General features: G+C 63.9%; 21 protein-coding genes and 1 tRNA gene. 18 read left to right on the plus strand and 4 right to left on the minus strand.

Going from position 1 to position 23,627, the window contains the following annotated elements; translation table 11 throughout:
* Positions 1 to 41: 41 nt before the first annotated feature.
* The gene (locus tag ACFPN5_RS13740) at positions 42 to 824 is read right to left on the minus strand and encodes a 3-hydroxybutyrate dehydrogenase (protein ID WP_379784152.1); all 783 of its coding nucleotides are present in this window, start codon (positions 822 to 824) and stop codon (positions 42 to 44) included.
* Positions 825 to 976: 152 nt separating this feature from the next.
* On the opposite strand from ACFPN5_RS13740, the gene ACFPN5_RS13745 reads away from it, so the two are divergent.
* The 7 genes from ACFPN5_RS13745 (at position 977) to ACFPN5_RS13775 (ending at position 9,853) form a co-directional block, all read left to right on the plus strand.
* Positions 977 to 1,852, plus strand: a complete 876-nt coding sequence (locus ACFPN5_RS13745) for an alpha/beta fold hydrolase (RefSeq protein WP_379784443.1) — start codon at positions 977 to 979, stop codon at positions 1,850 to 1,852.
* 62 nt (positions 1,853 to 1,914) lie between these two features.
* Positions 1,915 to 2,265 (plus strand): RidA family protein, encoded by a 351-nt coding sequence (locus ACFPN5_RS13750; protein ID WP_379784154.1) that lies wholly within the window; start codon positions 1,915 to 1,917, stop codon positions 2,263 to 2,265.
* Between the two features lie 15 nt (positions 2,266 to 2,280).
* Complete coding sequence (locus tag ACFPN5_RS13755; RefSeq protein ID WP_379784156.1) at positions 2,281 to 4,518, plus strand: RelA/SpoT family protein; 2,238 nt, start codon at positions 2,281 to 2,283, stop codon at positions 4,516 to 4,518.
* Positions 4,519 to 4,587: 69 nt separating this feature from the next.
* Entirely contained in the window at positions 4,588 to 5,394 is an 807-nt protein-coding gene (locus tag ACFPN5_RS13760; RefSeq protein ID WP_379784158.1) for an MlaE family ABC transporter permease, read from the plus strand.
* A 14-nt stretch (positions 5,395 to 5,408) separates the two neighbouring features.
* Complete coding sequence (locus tag ACFPN5_RS13765) at positions 5,409 to 6,362, plus strand: MlaD family protein (RefSeq protein ID WP_379784160.1); 954 nt, start codon at positions 5,409 to 5,411, stop codon at positions 6,360 to 6,362.
* Entirely contained in the window at positions 6,359 to 7,006 is a 648-nt protein-coding gene (locus tag ACFPN5_RS13770) for a hypothetical protein (RefSeq protein WP_379784162.1), read from the plus strand. Before ACFPN5_RS13765 ends, ACFPN5_RS13770 begins: the two co-directional genes overlap by 4 nt.
* 75 nt (positions 7,007 to 7,081) lie before the next feature.
* The gene (locus tag ACFPN5_RS13775) at positions 7,082 to 9,853 is read left to right on the plus strand and encodes a bifunctional diguanylate cyclase/phosphodiesterase (RefSeq protein WP_379784164.1); all 2,772 of its coding nucleotides are present in this window, start codon (positions 7,082 to 7,084) and stop codon (positions 9,851 to 9,853) included.
* Here ACFPN5_RS13775 and ACFPN5_RS13780 read toward each other — a convergent pair.
* Both ACFPN5_RS13780 and ACFPN5_RS13785 read right to left on the minus strand, forming a co-directional pair.
* Positions 9,814 to 10,824, minus strand: a complete 1,011-nt coding sequence (locus ACFPN5_RS13780) for an NAD(P)/FAD-dependent oxidoreductase (protein WP_379784167.1) — start codon at positions 10,822 to 10,824, stop codon at positions 9,814 to 9,816. The genes ACFPN5_RS13775 and ACFPN5_RS13780 overlap by 40 nt on opposite strands.
* Before the next feature lie 32 nt (positions 10,825 to 10,856).
* Positions 10,857 to 11,834, minus strand: a complete 978-nt coding sequence (locus tag ACFPN5_RS13785) for a cation diffusion facilitator family transporter (RefSeq protein ID WP_379784169.1) — start codon at positions 11,832 to 11,834, stop codon at positions 10,857 to 10,859.
* Between the two features lie 149 nt (positions 11,835 to 11,983).
* Here ACFPN5_RS13785 and ACFPN5_RS13790 point away from each other — a divergent pair.
* The 11 genes from ACFPN5_RS13790 (at position 11,984) to ACFPN5_RS13840 (ending at position 22,654) form a co-directional block, all read left to right on the plus strand.
* Positions 11,984 to 12,060 (plus strand) — tRNA-Val (locus tag ACFPN5_RS13790).
* Between the two features lie 207 nt (positions 12,061 to 12,267).
* Entirely contained in the window at positions 12,268 to 14,178 is a 1,911-nt protein-coding gene (gene thrS / locus ACFPN5_RS13795; protein WP_379784172.1) for a threonine--tRNA ligase, read from the plus strand.
* An 11-nt stretch (positions 14,179 to 14,189) separates the two neighbouring features.
* Positions 14,190 to 14,738 (plus strand): translation initiation factor IF-3, encoded by a 549-nt coding sequence (infC, locus tag ACFPN5_RS13800; RefSeq protein WP_379784445.1) that lies wholly within the window; start codon positions 14,190 to 14,192, stop codon positions 14,736 to 14,738.
* A gap of 316 nt (positions 14,739 to 15,054) precedes the next feature.
* The gene (rpmI, locus tag ACFPN5_RS13805) at positions 15,055 to 15,252 is read left to right on the plus strand and encodes a 50S ribosomal protein L35 (RefSeq protein WP_057262756.1); all 198 of its coding nucleotides are present in this window, start codon (positions 15,055 to 15,057) and stop codon (positions 15,250 to 15,252) included.
* A 20-nt stretch (positions 15,253 to 15,272) separates the two neighbouring features.
* A complete protein-coding gene (gene rplT / locus ACFPN5_RS13810) occupies positions 15,273 to 15,632 on the plus strand; it encodes a 50S ribosomal protein L20 (protein ID WP_379784174.1) in 360 nt (119 codons plus the stop codon).
* Between the two features lie 155 nt (positions 15,633 to 15,787).
* Positions 15,788 to 16,804 carry a phenylalanine--tRNA ligase subunit alpha gene (gene pheS / locus ACFPN5_RS13815; RefSeq protein WP_379784177.1) on the plus strand — a complete coding sequence of 339 codons (1,017 nt, stop codon included), beginning with the start codon at positions 15,788 to 15,790 and terminating at the stop codon, positions 16,802 to 16,804.
* Between the two features lie 31 nt (positions 16,805 to 16,835).
* Entirely contained in the window at positions 16,836 to 19,262 is a 2,427-nt protein-coding gene (gene pheT / locus ACFPN5_RS13820) for a phenylalanine--tRNA ligase subunit beta (RefSeq protein ID WP_379784180.1), read from the plus strand.
* A gap of 116 nt (positions 19,263 to 19,378) precedes the next feature.
* Positions 19,379 to 19,738 carry an integration host factor subunit alpha gene (locus tag ACFPN5_RS13825; RefSeq protein WP_379784183.1) on the plus strand — a complete coding sequence of 120 codons (360 nt, stop codon included), beginning with the start codon at positions 19,379 to 19,381 and terminating at the stop codon, positions 19,736 to 19,738.
* 19 nt (positions 19,739 to 19,757) lie between these two features.
* Complete coding sequence (locus ACFPN5_RS13830) at positions 19,758 to 20,162, plus strand: MerR family transcriptional regulator (protein WP_379784185.1); 405 nt, start codon at positions 19,758 to 19,760, stop codon at positions 20,160 to 20,162.
* A gap of 148 nt (positions 20,163 to 20,310) precedes the next feature.
* The gene (locus ACFPN5_RS13835) at positions 20,311 to 20,943 is read left to right on the plus strand and encodes a response regulator (protein ID WP_056334485.1); all 633 of its coding nucleotides are present in this window, start codon (positions 20,311 to 20,313) and stop codon (positions 20,941 to 20,943) included.
* 304 nt (positions 20,944 to 21,247) lie between these two features.
* Positions 21,248 to 22,654: a CHASE3 domain-containing protein gene (locus tag ACFPN5_RS13840; RefSeq protein ID WP_379784187.1), complete on the plus strand. Its 1,407-nt coding sequence runs from the start codon at positions 21,248 to 21,250 to the stop codon at positions 22,652 to 22,654.
* On the opposite strand, the gene ACFPN5_RS13845 is transcribed toward ACFPN5_RS13840, so the two are convergent.
* On the minus strand, positions 22,651 to 23,460 hold the full coding sequence (locus ACFPN5_RS13845; RefSeq protein WP_379784189.1) for a Crp/Fnr family transcriptional regulator: 810 nt from the start codon (positions 23,458 to 23,460) through the stop codon (positions 22,651 to 22,653). The genes ACFPN5_RS13840 and ACFPN5_RS13845 overlap by 4 nt on opposite strands.
* Positions 23,461 to 23,627: the final 167 nt, after the last annotated feature.

The following is a 23,627-nucleotide window of genomic DNA, read 5'->3' on the forward strand; positions in this document are numbered from 1 at the left end:
TGAAGCAAAGGGCGGGATTGTCGCATACCCGCCCGGCCGTTTTATTGCGCAGCCCAGCCGCCATCCATGTTCCAGGCCACCCCGCGCACCTGCGAGCCTGCCGGCGAGCAGAAGAACACCGCCAGCGCCCCCAGTTCGTCCGGCGTCACGAATTCGCCCGACGGCTGCTTCTCGGCCAGCAGCGCGCGGCGCGCTTCGTCGTTCGACAGGTTCTCGCGTGCGGCGCGGTCGTCGACCTGTTTCTGCACCAGCGGGGTCAGGACCCAGCCCGGGCAGATGGCGTTGCAGGTGACCCCGGTCTGGGCGGTTTCCAGCGCCGTCACCTTGGTAAAACCGACCAGGCCGTGCTTGGCCGCGACATAGGCCGACTTCTGCGCCGAGCCTACCAGGCCGTGCACCGAGGCCAGGTTGATGATGCGGCCCCAATTCTTTTGCTTCATGCCAGGCAGCGCCAGGCGCGTGGTGTGGAAGGCCGAGGTGAGGTTGATCGCAATGATGGCGTCCCACTTCTCGACGGGAAATTCCTCGATGGCCGCGACATGCTGGATGCCGGCGTTGTTGACGAGGATATCGACGCCGCCGAACTTGTCGAAGGCAAAGCGCATCATCGCCTCGATCTGCTCGGGCCTGGACATGTCGGCGTTATGGTAGGCGGTCTGCACCCCGAATTCCTGGCCGATGTCGGTGTAGAGCTTCTCGATCTGCTGGGCGTCGCCGAAGCCGTTGAAGACGATGTTGGCGCCCTGTTCGGCCAGCGCGCGGGCGATGCCCAGGCCAATGCCCGAGGTCGAACCGGTGACGAGTGCTGTCTTACCGCTTAACATACTGGATTTCATTGTTTCCTCTGTAAGTAGGGGTGTTCGGGGGACTTCCTCGGAATTGGTAGAATTCTAATCGCTCGGCCAGTTAAAATGTGGGGCTGGCGTAGGCTGAGCGACAATATTGTCATGGACAGGGCCGGTGAGGAGCAGGGATGATGAGCGAAGCGAGATGGAAAAGCGTGCAGTGCAGCTCGCCCGCCGGCCTGCATCGCATCGCCTACAAGGAGTGGGGCGACCCGGGCAATGCCCGCGTGCTCGTCTGCGTGCATGGGGTGACCCGCGTCGCCGACGATTTCGACGCGCTGGCGCAAGCGCTGTCCGGCGAGTACCGCGTGGTCTGCCCGGACGTGGCCGGCCGCGGCCGCTCGGAGCGCCTGCGCGACCCGCGGCTGTACGCGCTGCCGCAGTACGCGGCCGATATGGTGACGCTGATCGCGCGCGTCACCGCCGGCGGCCCGGACAAGGTGGACTGGTTCGGCACCTCGATGGGTGGCCTGGTCGGCATGGTGCTGGCGTCCTTGCCCGGCACGCCGGTCACGAAGCTGGTACTGAACGATATCGGCCCCACATTGGACGGTGCGGCGATGGCGCGCATCGCCGACTACATCGGCCAGGACCTGCGCTTCCCGGACTACGAGACGGGAGCGCGGTTCATCCGCGAGGTGTCCAGTTCGTTCGGCCCGCACTCGGACGAGGAATGGAACAAGCTGGCCGGCGACGTGCTGCGCCAGGAGCCGGACGGCGCCTGGGTGCGCCATTACGACCTGGCGCTGGCCGAGCCGTTCAGGGCGACCAGCGAGGAGAGCGCGCAACATGACCAGGCCGCGCTGTGGCGCGCCTATGATGCGATCGCCTGCCCGACGCTGCTGGTGCGCGGCGAGCTGTCCGATTTGCTCTCGCCCGAGACGGCGCAAGAGATGACGCGGCGCGGGCCGCGTCCGCAACTGGTCGAGATACCGGGCGTCGGCCATGCGCCGACTTTCGTGCATGCCGACCAGATTGCGATCGCCCGCAAGTTTTTACTGAGCTGAACTGAGCTGAACTTAGCTGTCATTTGAACTGATTGGGCCATGCCCTGTTTTTGAAAGAGATTATGCAAATCCAACGTCACCATGTAGGCAAACGCCTGTCCGAAATCGCCGTCTACAACGGCACCATTTACCTGGCCGGCCAGATTGCCGAGGACACGACGCAGGACGTCGAAGGCCAGACGCGCGAAGTGCTGGCCCATGTCGATCGCCTGCTCAACGAAGCCGGCAGCGACAAGACCTGCATTTTGATGTGCCAGATCTACATTGCCGACATGGCGCATTTCGCCGGCATGAACACGGTCTACGATGAATGGGTCGCCCAGGGCCACACGCCGCCGCGCGCCACCGTCGAAGCGAAGCTTGCCAATCCTGCCTGCCTGGTGGAGATCGTCGTTACCGCGGCACTGCGTTAACGCACTGGCGCACCGATGGTTTCCACCGCCGCGCTCGGCGACGCCACCACCCAGCTGATCCAGGGTCTATCGCCCGAGGAATGCGCGCGCGTGCAGCACGCGCTCGATTATGCCGCCGTGGCCTATGGCGAGCGTACCAGCGCCTCCGGCCAGAACGCGTTCGAGTTCTCGCTTGGCGTTGCCGGCACGCTGTCCTATTTGCGCAGCGATGTCGAGACGCGCATTGCCGGCCTGCTGTTCGAGCTGGTGACGCTGGACCCGCCGGTTGTCGAAACGCTCGAGCAGCTGTTCGGGACCGACGTGGCCAGCCTGGTGCGCGGCGTGCAGCAGCTGATCCGCCTGCGCGACCTGACCGTCGGGCACCAGGTGGTCGGGCGCGGCAAGAACGCTGCCCAGGAAGCGGCGGCCCATGTCGAGACCCTGCGCAAGATGCTTCTCGCCATGGCCACCGACATGCGCGTGGTGCTGATGCGCCTTGCGTCCTGCGTGACCACGCTGCGCTGGTTCGCGGACCAGAAGCGCTTCGACGACCTGACGCGCGACTACGGCCGCGAAGTCATGGATTTGTATGCGCCGCTGGCGAACCGCCTCGGGATCTGGCAGCTGAAGTGGGAGCTGGAAGACCTGGCCTTCCGCTTCCTGCAGCCCGAGACCTACAAGCGTATCGCCAGGATGCTGGAAGAAAAACGCATGGCGCGCGAAGGCTTCGTCGCGCATGCGATCGGGCGCCTGCAGGGCGAGCTGGCGCAAGCCGGCATCAAGGCCGAGGTGACCGGGCGGCCGAAGCACATCTACAGCATCTGGAACAAGATGCGCGGCAAGGATCTCGACTTTTCGTCGCTGTACGACGTGCGGGCCTTCCGCGTGATCGTCGCCGACATCAAGACCTGCTACACGGTGCTGGGCCTGGTGCACAACATCTGGACCCCGATTCCGAGCGAGTTCGACGACTACATCTCGCGTCCGAAACCGAACGGCTACCAGTCGCTGCACACGGTCGTCACAGCCGAAGACGGGCGGCCGCTGGAAGTGCAGGTGCGCACCCAGGAGATGCACAACTTCGCCGAATACGGTATCGCCGCGCACTGGCGCTACAAGGAAGAAGGCGGCTCGAACTTCAAGAGCCAGAAGTACGATGAAAAGATCGCCTGGCTGCGCCAGCTGCTGGCCTGGAAGAGCGACGTGGCCGATGCCGTGGCCGGCGAAGAAGACCAGAAGGAGTGGGTCGAAAAGCTGAAGGCCGCCACGCTCGACGACCGCATCTTCGTGCTCACGCCGCAGGCGCGTGTGCTCGAGCTGCCGGTGGGCGCGACGCCGATCGACTTCGCCTACCACCTGCACAGCGAAGTGGGCCACCGCTGCCGCGGCGCCAAGATCGACGGCGTGATGGTGCCCCTGAACACGCCACTGAAAAACGGGCAGACCTGCGAGATCATCACCGCCAAGGGCCCGGCCGGCAGCGCCGGCCCGTCGCGCGACTGGCTCAGCCCCGGCTATACGCTCAGTAGCCGCACGCGGTCAAAAATCCGCGCGTGGTTCCATGCCCTGGAACTGGCCGAGACGCTGGCGCAGGGCAGGGTGCTGGTCGAAAAGTCCCTGCAGCGCGAGGGCAAGACGGCCGTCAACCTGGAAGCGCTGGCGCACAAGCTGGGCTTCGCGAAAGTCGACGACCTGTTCATCGCGGTCGGCAAGGAGAAGTTCAGCCTGCGCCACGTGGAAGCGGCGCTGCACGAAGCGGTGGAAGCGCCGCCGGCGGACGACGCGGCGGTCGTCAACAAGAGCCGGGCGTCCAGCGTCGAGAAGGGCGCGAAATCGGGCGTGCTGGTGGTCGGCACCGAGGGCCTGATGACGATGCTGGCCAAGTGCTGCAAGCCGGCCCCGCCGGACCCGATCGTCGGTTTCGTTACGCGCGGCAAGGGCGTCTCGATCCACCGCCTCTCGTGCAAGAACTTTGCCGAGATGCGCAGCAAGGCGCCCGAGCGCGTGATCCAGACCGCCTGGGGCAATGGCGTGATCGAGACCGTCTACCCGGTCGACATCTTCATCCTCGCCAGCGACCGCCAGGGCCTGCTGCGCGACATTTCCGACGCCTTCCTGCGCGAGAAGATCAACGTCACCGGGGTGAACACGCAAACGACGAAAGGGCAGGCGCGCATGGTCTTCACCGCCGAAATCGACTCGACGGCCCAGCTGCAGAAGGCGCTCAGCGGGATCGCCGAGGTGCCGGGGGTGCAGGAAGCCCGGCGGTCGTGATCGCGCCCGGCGCGGGCATAACATGATACGGAAACTCATGCATACTTCCCGAAACCGTATCATCTGACCATGCCCCAACGCCTCCGCCTCCTCATCCGCCCCAGCCTGTGGGGCCTCGCGTTCCTGCGCTACCTGCGCAGCTGGTGGTACATGTTCCATCTCGGTGCGATTGCGCTCGTCACCGCGCTGTCGCCGTCGACCTACAACCGCGTCAACCGCCTCACCACCGCGCGCTACATCCACGCCAGCACCTGGCAGGTGCTGCCCTGGTTCACGGTGCTGTCGGCCCTGATCAGCCTCGTCATCATCCGCATCGTGATGGTGACGGCGTCGAGTTACGGCCTGTCGCGCTACGCGCTGGAGATGGTGGTGCGGGTGCTGGTGCTCGAACTCATTCCGCTGTCGGCCGCGCTGTTCGCCGCGCTGCGCTCCGGCATGGCCTTCGACGCCACCGCGCTGGGCCTGGCGCGGCGCGGCCTGCCGACCGCGGAAGTGAACGCCGAAGCCCTGCGCCGCCTGCGCCGCGACCTGGTGCCGCAACTGTTCGCCAACGCCTTTTCGGTCCTCTCGCTGGCCATGGTGAGCAGCACCGTGGTGCTGCTGCTGGCCTACCTGAACGTGTATGGGGTGTCGCCGTTCGGGCTGCAGGACTATACGCGCACGGTCGGGCGCGTATTCGACCCGGTGGTCACGTTCGGCTTCGTGCTCAAGACCGTCCTGTTCGGCCTGGCGGTCGCGGTGATCCCGACCGCTGCTATCCTTGAGCTGCAACGCTATCCGCGCCGGCTGGCTTCGAGTGTGCAGCCCGGCGCGCTGCGCCTGCTGTTCGTGCTGCTGCTGATCGAAGGTTCCTCGCTCGCCTTGAAGTACATCTGACATACACCTGACCTATGACCGACACCACTTCTGCTAATTCGCCCGATGAGCCGGCCCATGTGGAAACCAAGGCGATGATCCTGCTGGCGGTCGTCGCCACCCTGATCATCGCTTTCGTCCTGTACGTGATGTACGCGCGCGGCGTGTTCGAGCCCACCCAGAAGCTGGTGCTGGTGACCGAGAATTCCGAGGGCGTCATTCCCGGCATGGACATGACCTTTGCCGGCTTTCCGATCGGGCGCGTGCGGCTGGTCGACCTGGCCAAGGACGGCAAGGTGCAGATCGTGGTGGACGTCTCGAGCAGCGACGCCAAGTGGCTGCGCGCGTCGAGCGTGTTCACGCTGGAGAGGAGCGTGGTCGGCGAGACGCGCCTGCGTGCCTTCACCGGCGTGCTGGACGACGCGCCGCTGCCCGATGGCGCCATGCGCCCCGTCCTGCGCGGCGACGTGACGGCCGAGATCCCCGGCCTGGTGGCGACCGCGCGCTCGCTGCTGAACAACCTGGAAAGCCTGACGGCCGAAGGCTCGGCGGTGCAGGGCAGCCTGGAAAACGTGCAGACGCTGACCGGCCGGCTGTCCGGCAACTTCTCCGGCAAGTACGGTCTGCTGAGCGGCGCGCTCGGCGACGACGAGGCGCGCAAGTTCATCGGCACGCTGCAGCGCCTCGACGCGCTGCTGGCCAAGACCGACCAGCGCCTGTACGGCAAGAAGGGCGTGGTCGACGACGCCCAGCTGGCGATCGTCGAGCTGCAGGGCGTGCTGCAGGACGCGCGCGGCACCCTCAAGCGCGTGGACGCGGTGCTGCTCGAGGCGCAGGCGGTGGGCGCCAACGCGCGCGTCGCCACCGAAGACCTGGGCGCGCTGCGCGGCGAGGTGGACGCCAGCCTGCGCAAGGTGAACCGGCTGGTCGACCAGCTCAACCGCAAATGGCCGTTCGCCGGCAAGAACGAGGAGATCAAGCTGCCATGAGGATTCCTGCTTTTTTGGGCGCTGCTTTGATAGCCGTATCGCTGCTGGCCGCCTGCGCCAGCAAGGCGCCCGTGCCCGCCTGGCAGCCGGACGCGAAAGATGCGCTCGACGGCTTTACGGACGATTACCTGCGCGGGAACACGGGCGCGGCGAATGCCCAGTTCGCAAAAGCGCGGCGCGAGACCACGAGCACCGGCCGTACGGACCTGGTCGCGCAGGTGGAGCTGGTGCGTTGCGCGACGCTGGCGGCGGGGCTGGAGTTCGACGAGTGCCCTGGATTCGCGGCGCTCGCAGGCGACGCGACGCCGCAGCAGCGGGCGTATGCGGCCTATATCGGCGGGCGCTGGGAAGGGCTGGATGCAGGCCTGCTGCCGGAGCAGCACCGGCCGGTAGTGTCCACCGGTTCGATGGCGGCGGTGGGCGATCCACTGGCACGGCTGGTGGCGGCGGGGGCGCTGTTCAAGGCCGGGCGCCTGCGGCCGCAGGAAATTGGCCTGGCAAGCGAAACCGCGTCCGGGCAGGGCTGGCGCCGCCCTCTGCTGACGTGGCTTGGCGTGGCCGCGCAGCGGGCGGAAGCGGCGGGCGACACGGCGGCGCTCGAGGGGCTGCGGCGCAGAATCGCACTGGCGTCCGGCACGCGCTAGGCAGGGGTGCGCGCGCGGCCGGTCTGCTAGACTGCCTGCATGGTGACGCGACCATCCAGCTTCTTGCGTGCACGTATGCTTCCCGCCGCCACGGTGGCGACACTGTTGGCCGGGCTGCTGGTCAGCCTGTTGCTGTTCAGTGTGCTGCATGAGTTCGAGCGAACCCGCAGCGCCTACGACTTCACGCGTCGCGTCGAAGCGCACGTGGCCGTGGTCACGCGCAGTTTCGAGGACGCCGCCGTCTCGATGCGCGCGACCAACCTGCTGTTCCGCTCATCTGCCGCGGTTGATGATGCGCAGTTCGCCCGGTTCACGGCGCCCTTGCTGGATTTCTATCCCTATATACGAGGTCTTGCCTATTTTCGTTTCGTGCGCGATGACCAGCGGGCGGCGTACGAGGCCGAGCGCAACCGTGCCTGGCCGGGCTTCCACATCCGCGAGCGCAGCGGCGCCGGTTTTGTCCCGGCCCCCCGGCGGCCCCTGTATCTCGTCCTCGACAAGGTAGCGCCGCGCGGCCGTAACACGCACCTGCGTGGCTATGACGCCTGGGCCCATCCGCCGCACCGCGCGGTCGTCCAGCGCATTATCGACACCGGCCAGCCGCTGGCGAGCGAGCTGATCCCGCTGATCGAGCCGCGCGGTCGGCTCGGCAATGTCCTTTTCCTGCCGGTTTATGGCACGGACAAGACACCCGATACGGTGACGGCGCGGCGCGCGGCAACCACCGGCGTCACCGAGGTCATCATCGACGTTGGGGCCTTGGTCCACGAAAAATTGCTCAGTGTGAGCTTGCTGGCGCGTAAGGACATCGGCCTCACGCTGTCCGGCCCGGCGCCCGACGGGCGGTCGCTGCTGGAGGTCGTGCGTTACGCCAGCGTGCCGCCGGACGAGCCGGCCTGGCTGGGAAGGCTGCTCGGCGCCGCCGAATTCCGGCGCACACAGCGTTTCACCGTCGCCGGCCAGCCCTGGGAGCTGGCGGCGCACATGCGCGAGCCCGCTTCCGCACACGTCGGCTCGGTTGCAATGCTGGTGATCGGCATTGCCTTCAGTGTTGCCGCCGCTGCTTATGTGCATGCGGGTGTGACCCGTGCGCGCCAGGTCGAGACGCTGGTCGGCGTGCGCACGGCCGACCTGTGGCGCGCGTCGGAAGCCTTGCGCCTGTACCACCGCGCCATCGAATCGAGCGCGAACGCCGTGATCCTGGTCGATGCGCGCACCGAGGGCTACCCGGTCATCTATGTCAATCCCGCCTTCGAGCGCATGCGGCGCAGAAAGGCCGAGGACGTGATCGGGCACCCCATGGCGCGCCTGACCGAGGACGCTCCCGACCAGCCCGGGCTGCACGAACTGCGCAACGCCATGCGCGAGCGTCGCGAAGGCCACTCGCTGCTCTTCCTGCGCCGCGGCGACGGTACCGGCTTTTACTGTGACGTGTACCTGGCGCCGATCATGGACGCGAACGGCAACACCGACCACTTCGTGATCGCCGAGTACGACGTCACGACCGCCAAGCAGTATGAAGCCGAGCTCGAACGGCGCGCGCGCCACGACACGCTCACCGGGCTGCCCAACCGCGTGCTGCTGGCCGACCGTATCGAGCGCGCGATGGCGGCAGCAGCCGGGTATCCGGGCTGCGTCTGGGTGGTGGCGCTCGACCTGGACCACTTCAAGGACGTCAACGATAGCCTGGGTCACGCCGCGGGGGACCGCCTGCTGCGCCAGGCAAGCGCGCGCATTGCGGCCGCGATCCGGCCCACCGACACGGTTGCCCGCACCGGGGACGACGAATTCGTGCTGCTGCTGGTCGAGCGCGGCGACGAATGCCAGGTGTTGGCGACGGTCGACGAGGTCCTGGCGGCGGTGGCCGCGCCTTATACCGAATGCGGGCAGCGCATCCACATCACCTGCAGCGCGGGCGTGGCGGGCTATCCAGCCGATGGCGAAGACGCCGATACGCTCGTCAAACACGCCGAGATCGCCATGGTGCGCGCCAAAGAGGGCGGGCGTAACCTGGCCCGCTTCTACCTGCCCGGGATGAACGAACGCGCCAGGGAGCGGCTGGCGCTGGTCGATGCGATGCGCGTCGCGCTGGCCTCGAACCAGTTCGAGCTGCACTACCAGCCGCAAATCGACCTGGCGGCCGGCCGCGCGATCGGGATGGAGGCGCTGATCCGCTGGCGCCATCCGCAACACGGCCTCATGCGGCCGGACCGCTTCATCACCCTCGCCGAGGAAACCGGGCTGATCGTGCCGATGGGCGCGTGGGCGCTGCGCAGCGCGTGCGCCCAGGCCGTGACTTGGCAAGCTGCGGGCTTCGGACCGCTGCGCGTCGCCGTTAACCTGTCGGCTCGTCAGTTCCAGGACCCGGCGTTGCCGGCCATGATCGGCGCGGTGCTGCGCGAAACGGGGCTGTCCCCCCGCTGCCTGGAGCTGGAAGTGACCGAAAGCCTGATGATGGACGATGTCGAGGTGGCGATCGTCATGATGAAGGAACTCAAGGCGATGGGCGTGCGCCTGTCGATCGACGATTTCGGCACCGGCTACTCGAGCCTGGCCTACCTGAAGTGCTTCCCGGTCGACGTCCTGAAGATCGACCAGTCCTTTGTGCGCGACATCGAGCACGATCCCGACAATGCGGCCATGGTGGCCGCGATTATCTCGCTGTCGCACGACCTGGGCATGCGCGTCATCGCCGAGGGCGTGGAAACGCCCGCGCAGCGCGATTTCCTGGCGCGCCGCGATTGCGACGAGGTGCAGGGCTACCTGTACAGCCGGCCGGTGCCCGCCGCCGAGTTCGAGTGCCTGCTTCAGGCCGCGCGGGTGGCGTCTCCATTGCCGCGCGCCTGATCCGGCGCGCGCGGCGGGCGCAGGGCCCACGGCAAGGCATTGTGGATGGTGGTGGCCGCAATCGCCGCCTGTCCCGCCGCCACCGCAATCTGGTTCAGTCCCAGCACCACGTCCCCGATCGCATACAGCCCCGGCACATTGGTACGCTGGTGGTCGTCGACAATCAGCTTGTCGCAGTCGCCGGTTTCGGCGCCCAGCTCGCAGGCCAGCTTCGAGCGCGCCGATTCGCCCAGCATCGGGTAGAATACATCGAATTCGCGGCTCTCGCCATCGGCCGTATTCAGGATCGGCTTCTTGTCCGGGCTCATCGTGACGCCGAGCAGCGGCGACTCGATGTAGCGCACGCCGGCCACCTCGATCTGGCGCCGCTCGTCGTCGCTCAGCATCGACTCCTTGCCGCGGTCGAACAGGGTCACGTCGGCGCTGAACGAGCGCATGAACAGGGCATGGCCGACGGGGTTGGTTTCGTTGGTGACGACGGCGATGCGCCGGTCCATCACGTCATAGCCGTCGCACACCGGGCACAGGCGCACCGCGCCGGCCTGCACGGCCTCGTACCAGTTTTCGATCGGCAGCCCGGCGTCGGCAACGCCCGTGGCCAGCAGCACGGTCAGCGCGCGGATCTGGCAGGTGTTGCCGTCCTCGCCGAGATAGTCGCCGACGAAGGTGCCGTCTTCCAGGCGCAGGCCCGTGATCTCGCCGGACAGCACGCTGCCGCCATACTTCTTCAGCTGGGCGCTGAGGTTGCCCAGCAGCTGGGAGCCCGGCACGCCTTCCGGGAAGCCGGGATAGTTGTGCGAGACCGGAATCAGGCCCAGCCGGCTGTTGCCCTTGTCGACCACGGCGATGTTGCGCGTGAAGCGGCGCAAGTAGATCGCCGCCGTCAGGCCGCCCGGACCGCCGCCGATGACCAGGGTGTCGAAGACGTGGGAACTGAGGTGATCCGTGATGTCGTTCGTATTTTCGTCCATGCTCCGATTGTGAGCCGTTGCCAGGAAATGTCCTATCGGCGTGCGTGCCCAGGCCGGGTAAGCGCAGGCTTACAAAGGCTCGCATCGAGCGGCTGGCCGTCCGGGCCTTCGGGCTGCAGGGTCACGTGGTCGATGCCGTGCCTGGCCAGCAGCATCTCCTTTACCGCGCGCAGCACCGTCGGCCACTCGGCCAGGCTGCGGATCTCGAGGTGGCCGATGAGGGCAGGGTGGCCGGGCGACATGTCCCACACGTGCAGGTCGTGCACCGACAGCACGCCGTCGACCTCGGCCACGTCGGCGCCGACCTGCAGGTAATCGATCCCGTGCGGCACGCCTTCCATCAGGAAGTGGTAGGACTCGCGCAGGATGCCCCAGGTCGAGCGCAGGATCAACAGGGCGACAAAAATCGACAGAATCGGGTCGATCCGGACCCAGTTAGTAAGATAAATGATGCCGCCGGCGGCGATCGCGGCAACCGACCCGAGCAGGTCGCCCAGCACGTTGACCAGCGCGGCGCGCGTATTGATGCTTTGGGTGCCGCGCGACAGTATCCAGGCTACGAGGATGTTGATGCCGGCCCCGATGGCCGCGACCACCAGCACCACACCGCCCTGCACCGGCTCGGGATGCAACAGGCGCTGCGCCGCTTCCCAGCCGATCCAGGCCACGAGCGCGAGCATGGCGAGGCAGTTCACGAAGGCGGCCAGCGCCTCGGCACGCACGAAGCCGAATGAGTGGCGCGCGGAGGGCGGGCGCTTGGCGATCAGTTGCGCCAGCAGGGCGAGACCCAGGGCGGCGGCATCGGTCACCATGTGACCGGCGTCGGAAATCAGGGCCAGCGAATTGGACATGAAGCCGGTGACGACCTCGATAACGGCAAACAGGAGCGTCAGCGCAAGCGCGGCGGCGAGCGCCTTCTGGCTGCGCGCTTCGATGAAGTGCCCGTGCTGGGCGTCGCCGTCGAGGTGGGCGTGCAGGTGCTCGGAGGTAGGGGCGGCGTGATCGGACATTGGTATTTTGGTAAGCGTGCAGAACCCGAAGTGTAATGGATTACTGGCGCGGCCGAGGAGGCTCGCCCACCTGCAACTTTACCAGCTCGTCACTTAATTCTGATCAACCCTTGCGCGCTTTCGACGCACCCCCTATAATGCACGTCATTGGGCGGTTAGTTCAGCTGGTTAGAATACTTGGTCGACATCCAAGGGGTCGCAGATTCGAATTCTGCACCGCCCACCAGAACATTAGAGTAAGAGCGAGAAAGGCACCTTCGGTTATGACACCGCGAACTACAACCTGGTTGTGGGGGAATCGCTAGACGCGGTATGGTGTTCTTTTGCTCAACACACTGAAATCAACGCGCCTGGTGCGCGTTTTTTTTCGTCTCAAGATTTTAGCTTTCAATTCAATCAATATTTCGGCGCGGCGCGCCAATTGGAGATCACTATGCTTAACGTGCGACTTCCCGATGGCTCCAGCCGTCAGTTCGACGGCCCCGTGACGGTCGCCCAGGTGGCGACAAGTATTGCCCCGAGCCTTGCCAAGGCGGCGCTCGCCGGCAAGGTGAACGGCAAGGTGGTCGATACCTCCTTCCTGATCGAATCCGACGCAGACCTCGCCATCGTCACCGACCGCGACCCCGAAGGCCTGGACGTGATCCGCCACTCGACCGCCCACCTGCTGGCGCACGCGGTGAAGGAGCTGTTTCCGGATGCCCAGGTCACGATCGGCCCGGTCATTGAAAACGGCTTCTACTACGACTTCTCGTACAAGCGCCCGTTCACGCCCGAAGACCTGGCGAAAATCGAAAAGAAGATGGCCGAGCTGGCCAAGAAGGATGAGCCGGTCACGCGCAAGGTGCTGCCGCGCGATGAGGCCGTTGCCTACTTCAAGTCGATCGGCGAAGAATACAAGGCCGAGATTATCGCCTCGATTCCGGCGCACGAGGACGTGTCGCTGTACTCGGAAGGCAGCTTCACCGACCTGTGCCGCGGCCCGCACGTGCCGTCGTCGGGCAAGCTGAAGGTCTTCAAGCTGATGAAGCTGGCCGGCGCCTACTGGCGCGGCGACTCGAAGAACGAGATGCTGCAGCGCGTGTATGGCACCGCCTGGGCCAAGAAGGAAGACCAGGAGCAATACCTGCACATGCTGGAAGAGGCGGAAAAGCGCGATCATCGGAAATTAGGCAAAGCATTGGACTTGTTCCACTTCCAGGAAGAAGCACCGGGCCTGATCTTCTGGCACCCGAAGGGCTGGACCATCTGGCAGCAGGTGGAGCAATACATGCGCCACAAGTACCAGGTCAACGGCTACGACGAAGTCAAGGCGCCGCAGATTCTCGATGTCACGCTGTGGCAGAAGACCGGTCACTGGGACAACTATCGCGAAAACATGTTCACGACCGAGTCGGAGAACCGCTCGTACGCGCTGAAACCAATGAACTGCCCGGGCCACGTGCAGATCTATAACTCGGGCATGAAGAGCTACCGCGATCTTCCGCTGCGTTATGGCGAGTTCGGCCAGTGCCACCGCAACGAGTCCTCGGGCGCGCTGCACGGCATCATGCGCGTGCGCGGCTTTACCCAGGACGACGGCCACGTGTTCTGTACGGAAGAGCAGATCGAGGCGGAAGTCACGGCCTTCCACGCCCAGGCGATGGAAGTGTATGACGACTTCGGTTTCACGAATATCGACGTCAAGCTGGCGCTGCGTCCGGACAGCCGCATCGGCACCGACGAAGTCTGGGACGAAGCGGAAGAAGCGCTGCGTTCGGCCCTGCGCGCCTGTGGTGTCGAGTGGACGGAATTGCCGGGCGAGGGCGCCTTCTACGGCCCGAAGATCGAATACCACCTGAAGGACAGCCTGGGCCGCCCATGGCAGGTCGGCACGATGCAGGTCGACTTCTCGATGCCGGGCCGCCTCGGCGCCGAATATGTCGCGGAAGACAACACCCGCAAGGTGCCGGTCATGCTGCACCGCGCGATCGTCGGCTCGATGGAACGCTTCATCGGCATCCTGATCGAGAACTATGCCGGTGCGCTGCCGCTGTGGTTGGCGCCGGTGCAGGTGGCTGTGCTCAACATTTCTGACGCGCAGGCAAGCTATGTGAAAGAGGTGCAAGATCGCCTGAAGAAGGCCGGACTGCGCGTTCACGCTGATTTGCGGAACGAGAAGATTACCTATAAAATACGCGAACATTCCGTCCAAAAGTTGCCATATATTCTAGTTGTTGGCGACAAGGAACGTGAAGCAAACACCGTGGCCGTGCGCGCACGGGGCAATGTCGACCTGGGCGTGATGTCCGTCGATGCCCTGATCGAGCGCCTGCTGGGCGAAGTAAGTTCCAAAGCCAAGTAAGCCGGCCGGTTATTCAGACATTAAAAGGAAACAACATAGCTACTGACAAGTCGTCGCATCGCATCAATGGCGAAATCAATCACCCGGAAATGCGTTTGTCGGGTGTGGACAACGAGCCGCTGGGCATTGTGAGCCTGGCCGAGGCCTTCCGTCTCGCCGAGGAAAAGAACGTCGACCTCGTGGAAATCGCACCGAACGCGGTTCCACCGGTCTGCCGCCTCATGGATTACGGCAAGTTCAAGTACTCCGAGCAGAAGAAGGCCCACGAGGCCAAGCTGAAGCAGAAGATCATCCAGGTCAAGGAAGTCAAGTTCCGTCCAGGTACGGATGAAGGCGACTACAGCATCAAGCTGCGTAACCTCATCAAGTTCCTGGAAGAGGGCGACAAGACGAAGATCACGCTGCGCTTCCGCGGCCGCGAAATGGCGCACCAGGATATCGGCTTCCGCATGCTGGAACGCCTGAAGGGAGACCTCGAGCCGTACGGCCAGGTCGAGCAGTTCCCGAAGATGGAAGGCCGCCAGATGATCATGATTATCGCGCCGAAGAAGAAGAAGTAATTCTTCGCTTTGGGTTGATGATGGAAGGGCCGGACCGGTGCTGCAGCGAGTGCTGCAGCACCGGTCCGGCTTTTTGTCGTTTAGGGTGGGCGGGTTTCCCGCCCACCCTACGAATTCGCGGCACCGCAACATCACTTTTCCTCCAGCACTTGTGTTAGAATCTGCGGTTCCTGTTTTTCGAAGCAGGTTGTAGCGTGTCGGCACGACGTGTAACGGTGCGCTGCAAAACAAGTGAAAGCAGGCATCTAAGCGCGACACAAGTTGCCACCTGCAATCCTGTTAGATATGAGGCTGTCCGTGAAAAGGACAGAAGACTATGCCAAAAATGAAAACCAAGAGCTCCGCGAAGAAACGTTTTCGCGTGCGTCCGGGCGGTACTGTGAAATCGGGTATGGCGTTCAAGCGTCACATCCTGACCAAGAAGACCACCAAGAACAAGCGTCAACTGCGCGGTACCCGTAACATCAATGCGTCGGACGTGACCAGCGTTCTCCGCATGATGCCATCTGCTTAATCTCACACTAAGGAGCTAATATGCCTAGAGTTAAACGTGGGGTTACCGCACGGGCCCGTCATAAAAAAGTTCTTGAGCTTGCAAAAGGCTACCGTGGCCGTCGCTCAAAAGTATATCGTGTTGCCAAGCAAGCAGTCATGCGCGCTGGCCAGTACGCATACCGCGACCGCCGCAACAAGAAGCGCGTCTTCCGCGCACTGTGGATCACCCGTATCAACGCAGCATCGCGTTCGCACGGCATGACCTACAGCGTGTTCATGAACGGCCTGAAAAAAGCCGCGATTGAACTGGACCGTAAAGTCCTGGCCGACATGGCTGTGCATGACAAGCCGGCCTTCGCCGCGATTGTCAGCGCCGTCCAGGCCAAGCTGGCTGCTTGATAGCAGTTCGCTAGCAATACCAGCGCCGCGGCAACGCGGCGCAAAAAGAGCGGGGCAGAGGTTCAAACCTGTGCCCCGTTTTTGTTCCAGGAATTGGTTTTTTTATCATGATTCCTTGTGGCTCCTGCCACCCAAACACAGGAAAAGAATAAAGCATGAACTCGCTCGAAGAACTCGTCGTCTCGGCACAGGCTGACTTTGGCGCCGCGCCTGATGCGGCCGCGCTGGAAAACGCAAAAGCGAAATACCTCGGCAAAACCGGCCAGGTTACCGAACTGATGAAGGGACTCGGCAAGCTCGACCCCGACGCGCGCAAGGCGCAGGGCGCCCTGATCAATGCCACCAAAGAAAAAATCGAAGGGGCATTGACCGGCCGCCGCGAAGCGCTGGCGAATGCCCAGATGGAAAGCCGCCTGAATGCGGAGTCGATCGACGTCACCCTGCCGGGCCGCGGCCGCTCGCCCGGCGGCATCCACCCGGTGATGCGCAGCTGGGAGCGCGTCGAACAGATCTTCCGCTCGATCGGTTTCGACGTGGCCGACGGCCCGGAAATCGAAAACGACTGGACCAATTTCACCGCCCTGAACAGCCCGGAGAACCACCCGGCGCGTTCCATGCAGGACACCTTCTACATCGAGGGTAACGACACCACGGGCAAGCCGCTGCTGCTGCGCACCCACACCAGCCCGATGCAGGTGCGTTATGCGCGCACCCACACGCCGCCGATCAAGGTGATCGCCCCGGGCCGTACCTACCGCGTCGACAGCGACGCCACCCACTCGCCGATGTTCCACCAGGTCGAAGGCCTGTGGATCGGCGAGGACATCAGCTTCGCCGACCTCAAGGGCGTGTACCTGAATTTCGTGAAGGCCTTCTTCGAGACCGACGACCTGCAGGTGCGCTTCCGCCCGTCCTACTTCCCGTTCACCGAACCGTCGGCCGAGATCGACATCGCCTTCGGTTCCGGTCCGCTGAAGGGCCGCTGGCTGGAAGTGTCGGGGGCCGGCCAGGTGCACCCGACGGTGGTGCGCAACTTCGGCCTCGACCCGGAAAAATTCATCGGCTTCGCGTTCGGCTCCGGCCTCGAGCGCCTGACGATGCTGCGTTATGGGATCAACGACCTGCGCCTGTTCTACGAAGGCGACTTGCGTTTCCTGAAGCAGTTCAACTAATAACAAACCCTGCAGCGACAAGGCAAAGATTATGCAATTCTCCGAAAACTGGCTCCGCTCCATGGTCAATCCGAACATGAGTTCGGATGAACTGTCCCACCTGCTGACGATGTCCGGCCTCGAAGTCGAGGAAGTGGAACCGGTCGCACCGCCGTTCTCGAACGTGGTCGTGGCCGAAGTGGTCGAAGTCGCCAAGCACCCGAACGCGGACCGCCTGAACGTGTGCCAGGTGAACGTCGGCACGGGAACGCTCCTGAACATCGTTTGCGGCGCGCCGAACGTGCGCGCGGGCATGAAGGCGATCTGCGCCCAGGCCGGCGCCGTGCTGCCGCCGGGCGCGGATGGCAAGCCCTTCGAGATCAAGGTCGGACAACTGCGCGGTGTCGAATCGCAGGGCATGATGTGCTCGGCGAAGGAACTGAAGATTTCGGAAGAGAGCAGCGGCCTGATGGAATTGCCGGCCGATGCACCGGTCGGCACCAGCATCCGCGACTACCTCGGCCTGGACGACCTGAAGTTCACCATCAAGCTGACCCCGAACAAGGCGGACTGCCTGTCGGTGCTGGGCGTGGCGCGTGAAGTGTCGGCCCTGACCGGCACGCCCCTGCACCTGCCGACCACGGTGCCGGTGCCGGTCACCACGGACGAGATCCTGTCTGCCAGGATTTCGGCGCCGGACCTGTGTGGCCGCTTCACCGGCCGCGTCATCCGCGGCCTGGACGCGAAAGCCGCGACGCCTGACTGGATGAAGCAGCGCCTGGAACGCTCGGGCCAGCGCTCGGTCTCGGCCCTGGTCGACATCTCGAACTACGTCATGCTCGAAGTCGGCCGTCCATCGCACGTGTTTGACCTGGACAAGATCCATGGCAGCATTGACGTGCGCTGGGGCCGGAAGGGCGAGTCGCTCAAGCTCCTCAACGGCAGCACCGTCGAGGTCGACGAGTGGGTTGGCGTGATCGCCGATGACAAGGAAATCGAATCGCTAGCCGGCATCATGGGCGGCGACTCCACCGCTGTCACCCTGGACACGACCGACATCTACCTGGAAGCGGCCTTCTGGTGGCCGAACGCAATCCAGGGCCGTGCCCGCAAGTACAATTTCTCGACCGATGCGGCGCACCGGTTCGAGCGCGGCGTCGATTACGCTACCACCGTCGAACACATCGAGCGCATCACGGCCTTGATCGTCCAGATCTGCGGTACCGAAGCGACGAAAGTCGGCCCGATCGACGACCAGGTCGCCAACCTGCCGGAGCGCAAGCCAGTCGTGCTGCGCACGGCGCGCGCGCAAAAGGTGATTGGCGTGCCGATCACCGACGCGATGGTGGCCGACATCTTCACCCGCCTGCACCTGCCGTTCACCCATGAAGCGGGCCAGTTCGCCGTCACCGCGCCGTCCTACCGCTTCGACATCGAGATCGAGGAAGACCTGATCGAGGAAGTGGCGCGCGTGTATGGCTTCGAGAACATTCCGGCCAACCCGCCGGTGGCGCCGAGCGCGATGCTGATCGAACCGGAAAACACGCGCTCGCTGTTCGCGATCCGCCACCTGCTGGCCGACCTCGGCTACCAGGAGGTCGTCAACATGAGCTTCGTGGAAACGACGTGGGAGCAGGATTTCGCCGGCAACAATGACCCGATCAAGCTGCAGAACCCGATCGCCAGCCAGATGAGCGTGATGCGCTCCTCGCTGATCGGCGGCCTGCTTGCCAACGTGCGCTACAACCTGAACCGCAAGGCGGGCAGGGTGCGCGTGTTCGAAGTCGGCGCCGTTTTCCATCGCGCCGACACGACCACGGACGGCCCGCTGTCGGTCGCCGGCTACGACCAGCCCAAGCGCGTCGGCGCGATGGCCTACGGCCCGGCCTTCGACGAGCAGTGGGATATGCCGTCGCGCGCGGTCGATTACTTCGACGTGAAAGCCGACCTGGAAGTGCTGTTCTCGCCGCGTGTGGTACGCTTCGTCAAGGCCGAGCACCCGGCGCTGCACCCGGGCCGCTGCGCCACCGTCGAACTCGATGGCCGCACTGTCGGCTTCATCGGGGAACTGCATCCACGCTGGCTGCAGAAGTACGACCTGCCGCAGGCACCGGTGCTGTTCGAAGTCGACGCCCTTGCGCTCTCGGCCCGCGTGGTCCCGAGCTATGCCGAGATTTCCAAGTTCCCGGGCGCTACACGCGACCTCGCGCTGGTGGTCAAGGCCGAGGTTCCGGCCCAGTCCGTCATCGATGCGTTCCAGGCTGCCGTGGCTGCTCACCCGCTGGGCAAGATCGTGCAAGCCATTGTTTTGTTTGATGAATACCGCGGCAAGGGCCTGGAGGCCGACGAAAAATCGCTTGCTTTCCGCTTTGGGTTGCAAGATACTCAATCGACCTTGCAGGACGATGCCGTGGAAGCCGTGATGGCTGCCGTAGCTGAGGCCGCAAGAGAAAAACACAGCGCAAAATTGCGCGGCTAAGTTTGTAATACGTCCAAAACGTGTCCATTGAATGAAGGCAGGGCTTCAAAATTAATAACAACGACGTTGATTCGGCCGTATTCCAGGAAGCCCTGGCGGCCGACCTGCATCGCGCGATGCAGGTAGCGCGGGTTCGGCAGGAAGCCGAGCGAGACCTGCCGACCCTCACCAAGGCCGAGCTGGCCGAGCTGCTGTTCGAGCAGGTCGGTCTGAACAAGCGCGAAGCCAAGGACATGGTCGAAACTTTCTTCGACGAGATCCGCAACGCGCTCGAGCGCGGCGAGGCCGTCAAGCTGTCGGGCTTCGGCAACTTCCAGTTGCGCGACAAGCCCCAGCGACCGGGCCGCAATCCGAAAACCGGGGAAGAGATCCCGATCACGGCGCGTCGCGTCGTGACTTTCCACGCGAGCCAGAAGCTGAAGGGCATGGTTGAAGAAACCAGCCCTCCGCCGTCGTCGCTGGCGCGCGCTGCCTGAGTGCAGATGAAAGTGAGTTATGAACGATCGCCCCAACAAGATTGAATTGACCGCGCTGCCGCCGATCCCGGCCAAGCGCTACTTCACGATCGGCGAAGTCAGCGAATTGTGCGGCGTCAAGCCGCACGTGCTGCGCTACTGGGAGCAGGAATTTACTCAGCTAAAACCGGTCAAACGCCGTGGTAACCGTCGCTATTACCAGCACCACGAAGTGCTGCTGATCCGCCGGATCCGCGAACTGCTCTACGAGCAGGGATTCACGATCAGCGGCGCCCGCAACCGGCTCGGCAATCATGCGAGCGACCTCGCCGGCGGCATCGAGCCCGTGCAGGTCGAGGAGGCGCCAACGGTCGACACCGGCCGGCTGCGTGAAGAACTGCTCGATATCCTCGCGCTGCTGAAGCGGGATGTCCGGCCCGCATAAGGGGCAGCGGGCTCAGCATTCGCGCACGACTGTTGTAGATGGGTGTCGAAGTGCTAAAATGTTACATGCGATTTAGGTAAATCAACGCATGACAGCCGGGCGAATAATCCCGGCTCTTTCCTGTGCCAGGAAAATTTAAGGGAAGATAATGATACGCGTTGCCATTTGTGACGATCACCAGATAGTTCGAGCAGGCTTCAAACAGATTTTCTCGTCGTCCGGCGACTTCGAAGTCGTGGCAGAAGGCGCCACCGGCCGCGAGGCGCTCGATATTGCCCGCCGCGAGATTTGCGACGTGCTGCTGCTCGACATCGCCATGCCCGACCAGAGCGGGATCGACATTCTGCGTACCATTCGCCAGGGTCAGCCGAACCTGCCGGTACTGATTCTGTCCGGCTATCCGGCGCAACAGTACGCACTGAACCTGTTCAAGATGGGCGCCAACGGCTACCTGAACAAGGAATGCGATGCCGACGAGCTCAAGACCGCCGTGCGCACCGTGTTCCAGGGCCGGCGCTACGTCAGCTCGACCGTCGGCGAATTGCTGGCGCAGAGTTTTGACCGCGATCCGAACACGGCGCTGCACACCGAGCTGTCGGACCGCGAGTTCCAGGTGTTCCTGCGCCTGGCAAAAGGCGCCACGGTGTCGGATATCGGTAACGCCCTGTCGCTGTCGATCAAGACCGTGTCCACCTACCGTACCCGCATCATGGAAAAGATGGGCCTGCAGTCGAACAGCGACCTGACCTATTACGCCATGAAAAACAACCTGCTCGACTAAGTTCCCGAACGCCACCCGGCGTTCGTCTTCCATGCATGCACCCCGAGCCCGCCGCCTGGGTGCGGCCCCTGGATCTGCTGTGCACTATCTGTGTCATCCCGGCTGCTCGATCGGCCGGCTCGCTGCATTTCCGTCCGGAATCGGACTATAATCAGCGGTCCGGCAAAGTTGCGTGAAAGGAACCCGACACATGTATTTCGCCAGCGATCCAGGCCCGGCCCGGACTTCGGGCCTACTGAGCGGGTCACCCCGCAGTTCAGCCCGCAGCCTACCCCTCTACAAGACTCTGCTCTGCCTCGTTTGCGTGCTGATCCTGCTCGTCAACGGCATGAGTGTGCTGCGCAACCTCGATGGGCTGAAGGCGGCCAACGGCCTGCAGGACCGGACCACCCGGGTGACCAATGAGTTGCAGCACCTGAACCTGCTCGTTACCGATGCCGAGAGCAATATGCGTGGCTATTTCCTTTCGGGGAATCCGACTTATCTTGGCGCGGTGCAGGGCGCCCCGGCCCAGATCGACCGCCAGCTGCGCACGCTCGGCACGCTGCTGGCCGACAATCCCTCACAGCAAAAGAACCTGGCGCAACTCCGCACGCTCGTCGAAGGCCAGCTCGACATGATGAACCAGGCGCTCGCCATCTACCGCGATGGCGGGCTGAAGGAAATCCTGACCATCACCGCCGCCCCGACCGACGGTGACAGCGACGAAATCCGCTTGCAGGTCGTGATCATGCTGAGCGAGCAGAACGAATTGCTGGCCACCCACAGCGCCACTTTCTATGAGCAATACCGCCATGCGGTGCTGCTGGGCCTGGGCATCAACGCCGCGGCCATTGCCGTGCTGCTCCTGTTTTACCGGTTGGTGCAGCGCAGCTTCGCGGCCCGCGCGGATGCCGAATACGCCTTGCAGGCCGCCAACGAACAGCTCGAGTCGACCGTGGCCAAGCGTACCGAGCAGCTATCGGTCCTGTCGCGCCACCTGATCCATGTTTCGGAAGAAGAAAAGGCGCGCCTGGCGCGCGAACTGCACGACGAAATGGGCGCCAACCTGACGGCGATCGGCATGGACCTGAACGGCGTGGCCGAACATCTCAAGGGGAGTCACCCGGAGCTGGCGGCCATGCTGGCACGGGCGCGGGCCACGCTCGTGGATACGGTGCAATTGAAGCGCCGCATCGTCGAAGACCTGCGTCCGAGCCTGCTCGACAATCTCGGCCTGTCCGCCGCGCTGCAGAGTTATTGCGCCGATTATGCGCGGGTGACGGGCCTGGATTGCGACGTGCTCGTCGAGGGCGACATCGACAGCGCCGGCCCCATGCATGACATTGCCCTGTTCCGCATCGTGCAGGAATCCCTGAACAATATTGCCAAGTACGCGCAGGCGCGCAACGTGATCGTCCACCTGGAGCGCGACGCCAACGCGCTGGCGCTGGAAGTGACCGACGACGGCATTGGCATCGCTCCGGACGCGTTCACGCGTGCGAAGTCCCATGGTTTGCTGGGCATGCGGGAAAGGGCCTTGCTGCTGGGAGGGAAACTCGAGGTGGGGCGTGGCGTGAATGAGGTCGGCACCTGTATCCGGGCGCGCATTCCGCTGACAAACGCGGTCGCCGGGACCGCAACGGCGCTCGCATTGCGGGGGGCAAATGACTCGTCGCCGGTCTTGCCGGCGACGGGGTGCAACGATCAGGATCTACAACAGCTGGCTTAGCGCGCGACGTCCATCAGCAGACGGTCGTATTCGGTCTTCGCGACCTTGTAGCATTCGCCTGCATACTCTTCCAGGCCGGCGCGGTCGAGCACCGTGATGTTGCCGCGGCGGTACTGGATCAGGCCTTCATCCTGCAGCTTGCCGGCGGCGGCGGTGATGCTTTCGCGACGCACACCCAGCATGATCGAAATCAGTTCCTGGGTCACTTTCAGTTCGTTGCCTGGCGAGCGGTCCAGGCGGTCGAGCAGCCAGCGGCACAGCTTCTGTTCGATCGAGCTGTGGCGGCCGCCGACGGCGTTCTGAGCCATCTGGGCGAACAGGGCATTGGTGTAGCGCATCAGCAGCTGGGGCAGGGCGCCGCCCTTCATGAAGGCGTCACGCAGATATTGGGTCTTGAGGCGGTAACCGTAGCCGGCGCTCTGGACAACCGCGCTGCACATGGCACGTTCACCCATGAACAGCGACACGCCGACCACGCCTTCGTGTCCGACAACGGCGATCTCGGTGGTGGCGCCGTCTTCCATCACATACAGCAGCGACACGATTGCGGTCGTTGGAAAATACACATATTCCAATTTGCTGCCATACTCGAACAATTCCTTGCCGAATGGCATTGGAACCAGTTCCAGGTGCTCGAACAGGGTTTCCAGGTCCTGGCGGGGAAGGGCGGCCAGCAGTTCGTTTTGCTGGGTACCGCTGACACTGACAACTGGACGGGACGCTGGCTTGATATCCTCTTTGCTTGCAGGAATCCGGGTTACCGACTGCGATTTTTGCGTAACACCACCAAGTTGAGCGTTGTTCATTTTATGTCCTTTTATCTTTACTTATTGCATCAAGGGCGACTTCTGGAGACTGTTGACACTGTCTCATCGCGATGTGTGTACAGTAAAGCTATAGTCTGTTGGCGAACATAAGATTAGGGGTTGCCCCCGTGTAGGCAGTATGCATGGTGTCTTGTCAGTCCAGTCCT

It is taken from the genome of Massilia niabensis (genome assembly GCF_042655085.1).
GTDB lineage: Bacteria > Pseudomonadota > Gammaproteobacteria > Burkholderiales > Burkholderiaceae_D > Telluria > Telluria niabensis.

What these genes read in the sequence shown, in the direction of transcription:
- ACFPN5_RS13830 (WP_379784185.1), top strand. Translation starts at nt 19,758, where the DNA reads ATGAACGATCGCCCCAACAAGATTGAATTGACCGCGCTGCCGCCGATC.
- ACFPN5_RS13745 (WP_379784443.1), top strand. Translation starts at nt 977, where the DNA reads ATGAGCGAAGCGAGATGGAAAAGCGTGCAGTGCAGCTCGCCCGCCGGC.
- ACFPN5_RS13765 (WP_379784160.1), top strand. Translation starts at nt 5,409, where the DNA reads ATGACCGACACCACTTCTGCTAATTCGCCCGATGAGCCGGCCCATGTG.
- ACFPN5_RS13845 (WP_379784189.1), bottom strand. Translation starts at nt 23,460, where the DNA reads ATGAACAACGCTCAACTTGGTGGTGTTACGCAAAAATCGCAGTCGGTA.
- ACFPN5_RS13755 (WP_379784156.1), top strand. Translation starts at nt 2,281, where the DNA reads ATGGTTTCCACCGCCGCGCTCGGCGACGCCACCACCCAGCTGATCCAG.
- ACFPN5_RS13835 (WP_056334485.1), top strand. Translation starts at nt 20,311, where the DNA reads ATGATACGCGTTGCCATTTGTGACGATCACCAGATAGTTCGAGCAGGC.
- ACFPN5_RS13760 (WP_379784158.1), top strand. Translation starts at nt 4,588, where the DNA reads ATGCCCCAACGCCTCCGCCTCCTCATCCGCCCCAGCCTGTGGGGCCTC.
- ACFPN5_RS13750 (WP_379784154.1), top strand. Translation starts at nt 1,915, where the DNA reads ATGCAAATCCAACGTCACCATGTAGGCAAACGCCTGTCCGAAATCGCC.
- rplT (WP_379784174.1), top strand. Translation starts at nt 15,273, where the DNA reads ATGCCTAGAGTTAAACGTGGGGTTACCGCACGGGCCCGTCATAAAAAA.
- ACFPN5_RS13785 (WP_379784169.1), bottom strand. Translation starts at nt 11,834, where the DNA reads ATGTCCGATCACGCCGCCCCTACCTCCGAGCACCTGCACGCCCACCTC.
- ACFPN5_RS13740 (WP_379784152.1), bottom strand. Translation starts at nt 824, where the DNA reads ATGTTAAGCGGTAAGACAGCACTCGTCACCGGTTCGACCTCGGGCATT.
- pheS (WP_379784177.1), top strand. Translation starts at nt 15,788, where the DNA reads ATGAACTCGCTCGAAGAACTCGTCGTCTCGGCACAGGCTGACTTTGGC.
- ACFPN5_RS13770 (WP_379784162.1), top strand. Translation starts at nt 6,359, where the DNA reads ATGAGGATTCCTGCTTTTTTGGGCGCTGCTTTGATAGCCGTATCGCTG.
- ACFPN5_RS13775 (WP_379784164.1), top strand. Translation starts at nt 7,082, where the DNA reads ATGCTTCCCGCCGCCACGGTGGCGACACTGTTGGCCGGGCTGCTGGTC.
- thrS (WP_379784172.1), top strand. Translation starts at nt 12,268, where the DNA reads ATGCTTAACGTGCGACTTCCCGATGGCTCCAGCCGTCAGTTCGACGGC.
- ACFPN5_RS13780 (WP_379784167.1), bottom strand. Translation starts at nt 10,824, where the DNA reads ATGGACGAAAATACGAACGACATCACGGATCACCTCAGTTCCCACGTC.
- pheT (WP_379784180.1), top strand. Translation starts at nt 16,836, where the DNA reads ATGCAATTCTCCGAAAACTGGCTCCGCTCCATGGTCAATCCGAACATG.
- ACFPN5_RS13825 (WP_379784183.1), top strand. Translation starts at nt 19,379, where the DNA reads ATGCAGGTAGCGCGGGTTCGGCAGGAAGCCGAGCGAGACCTGCCGACC.
- rpmI (WP_057262756.1), top strand. Translation starts at nt 15,055, where the DNA reads ATGCCAAAAATGAAAACCAAGAGCTCCGCGAAGAAACGTTTTCGCGTG.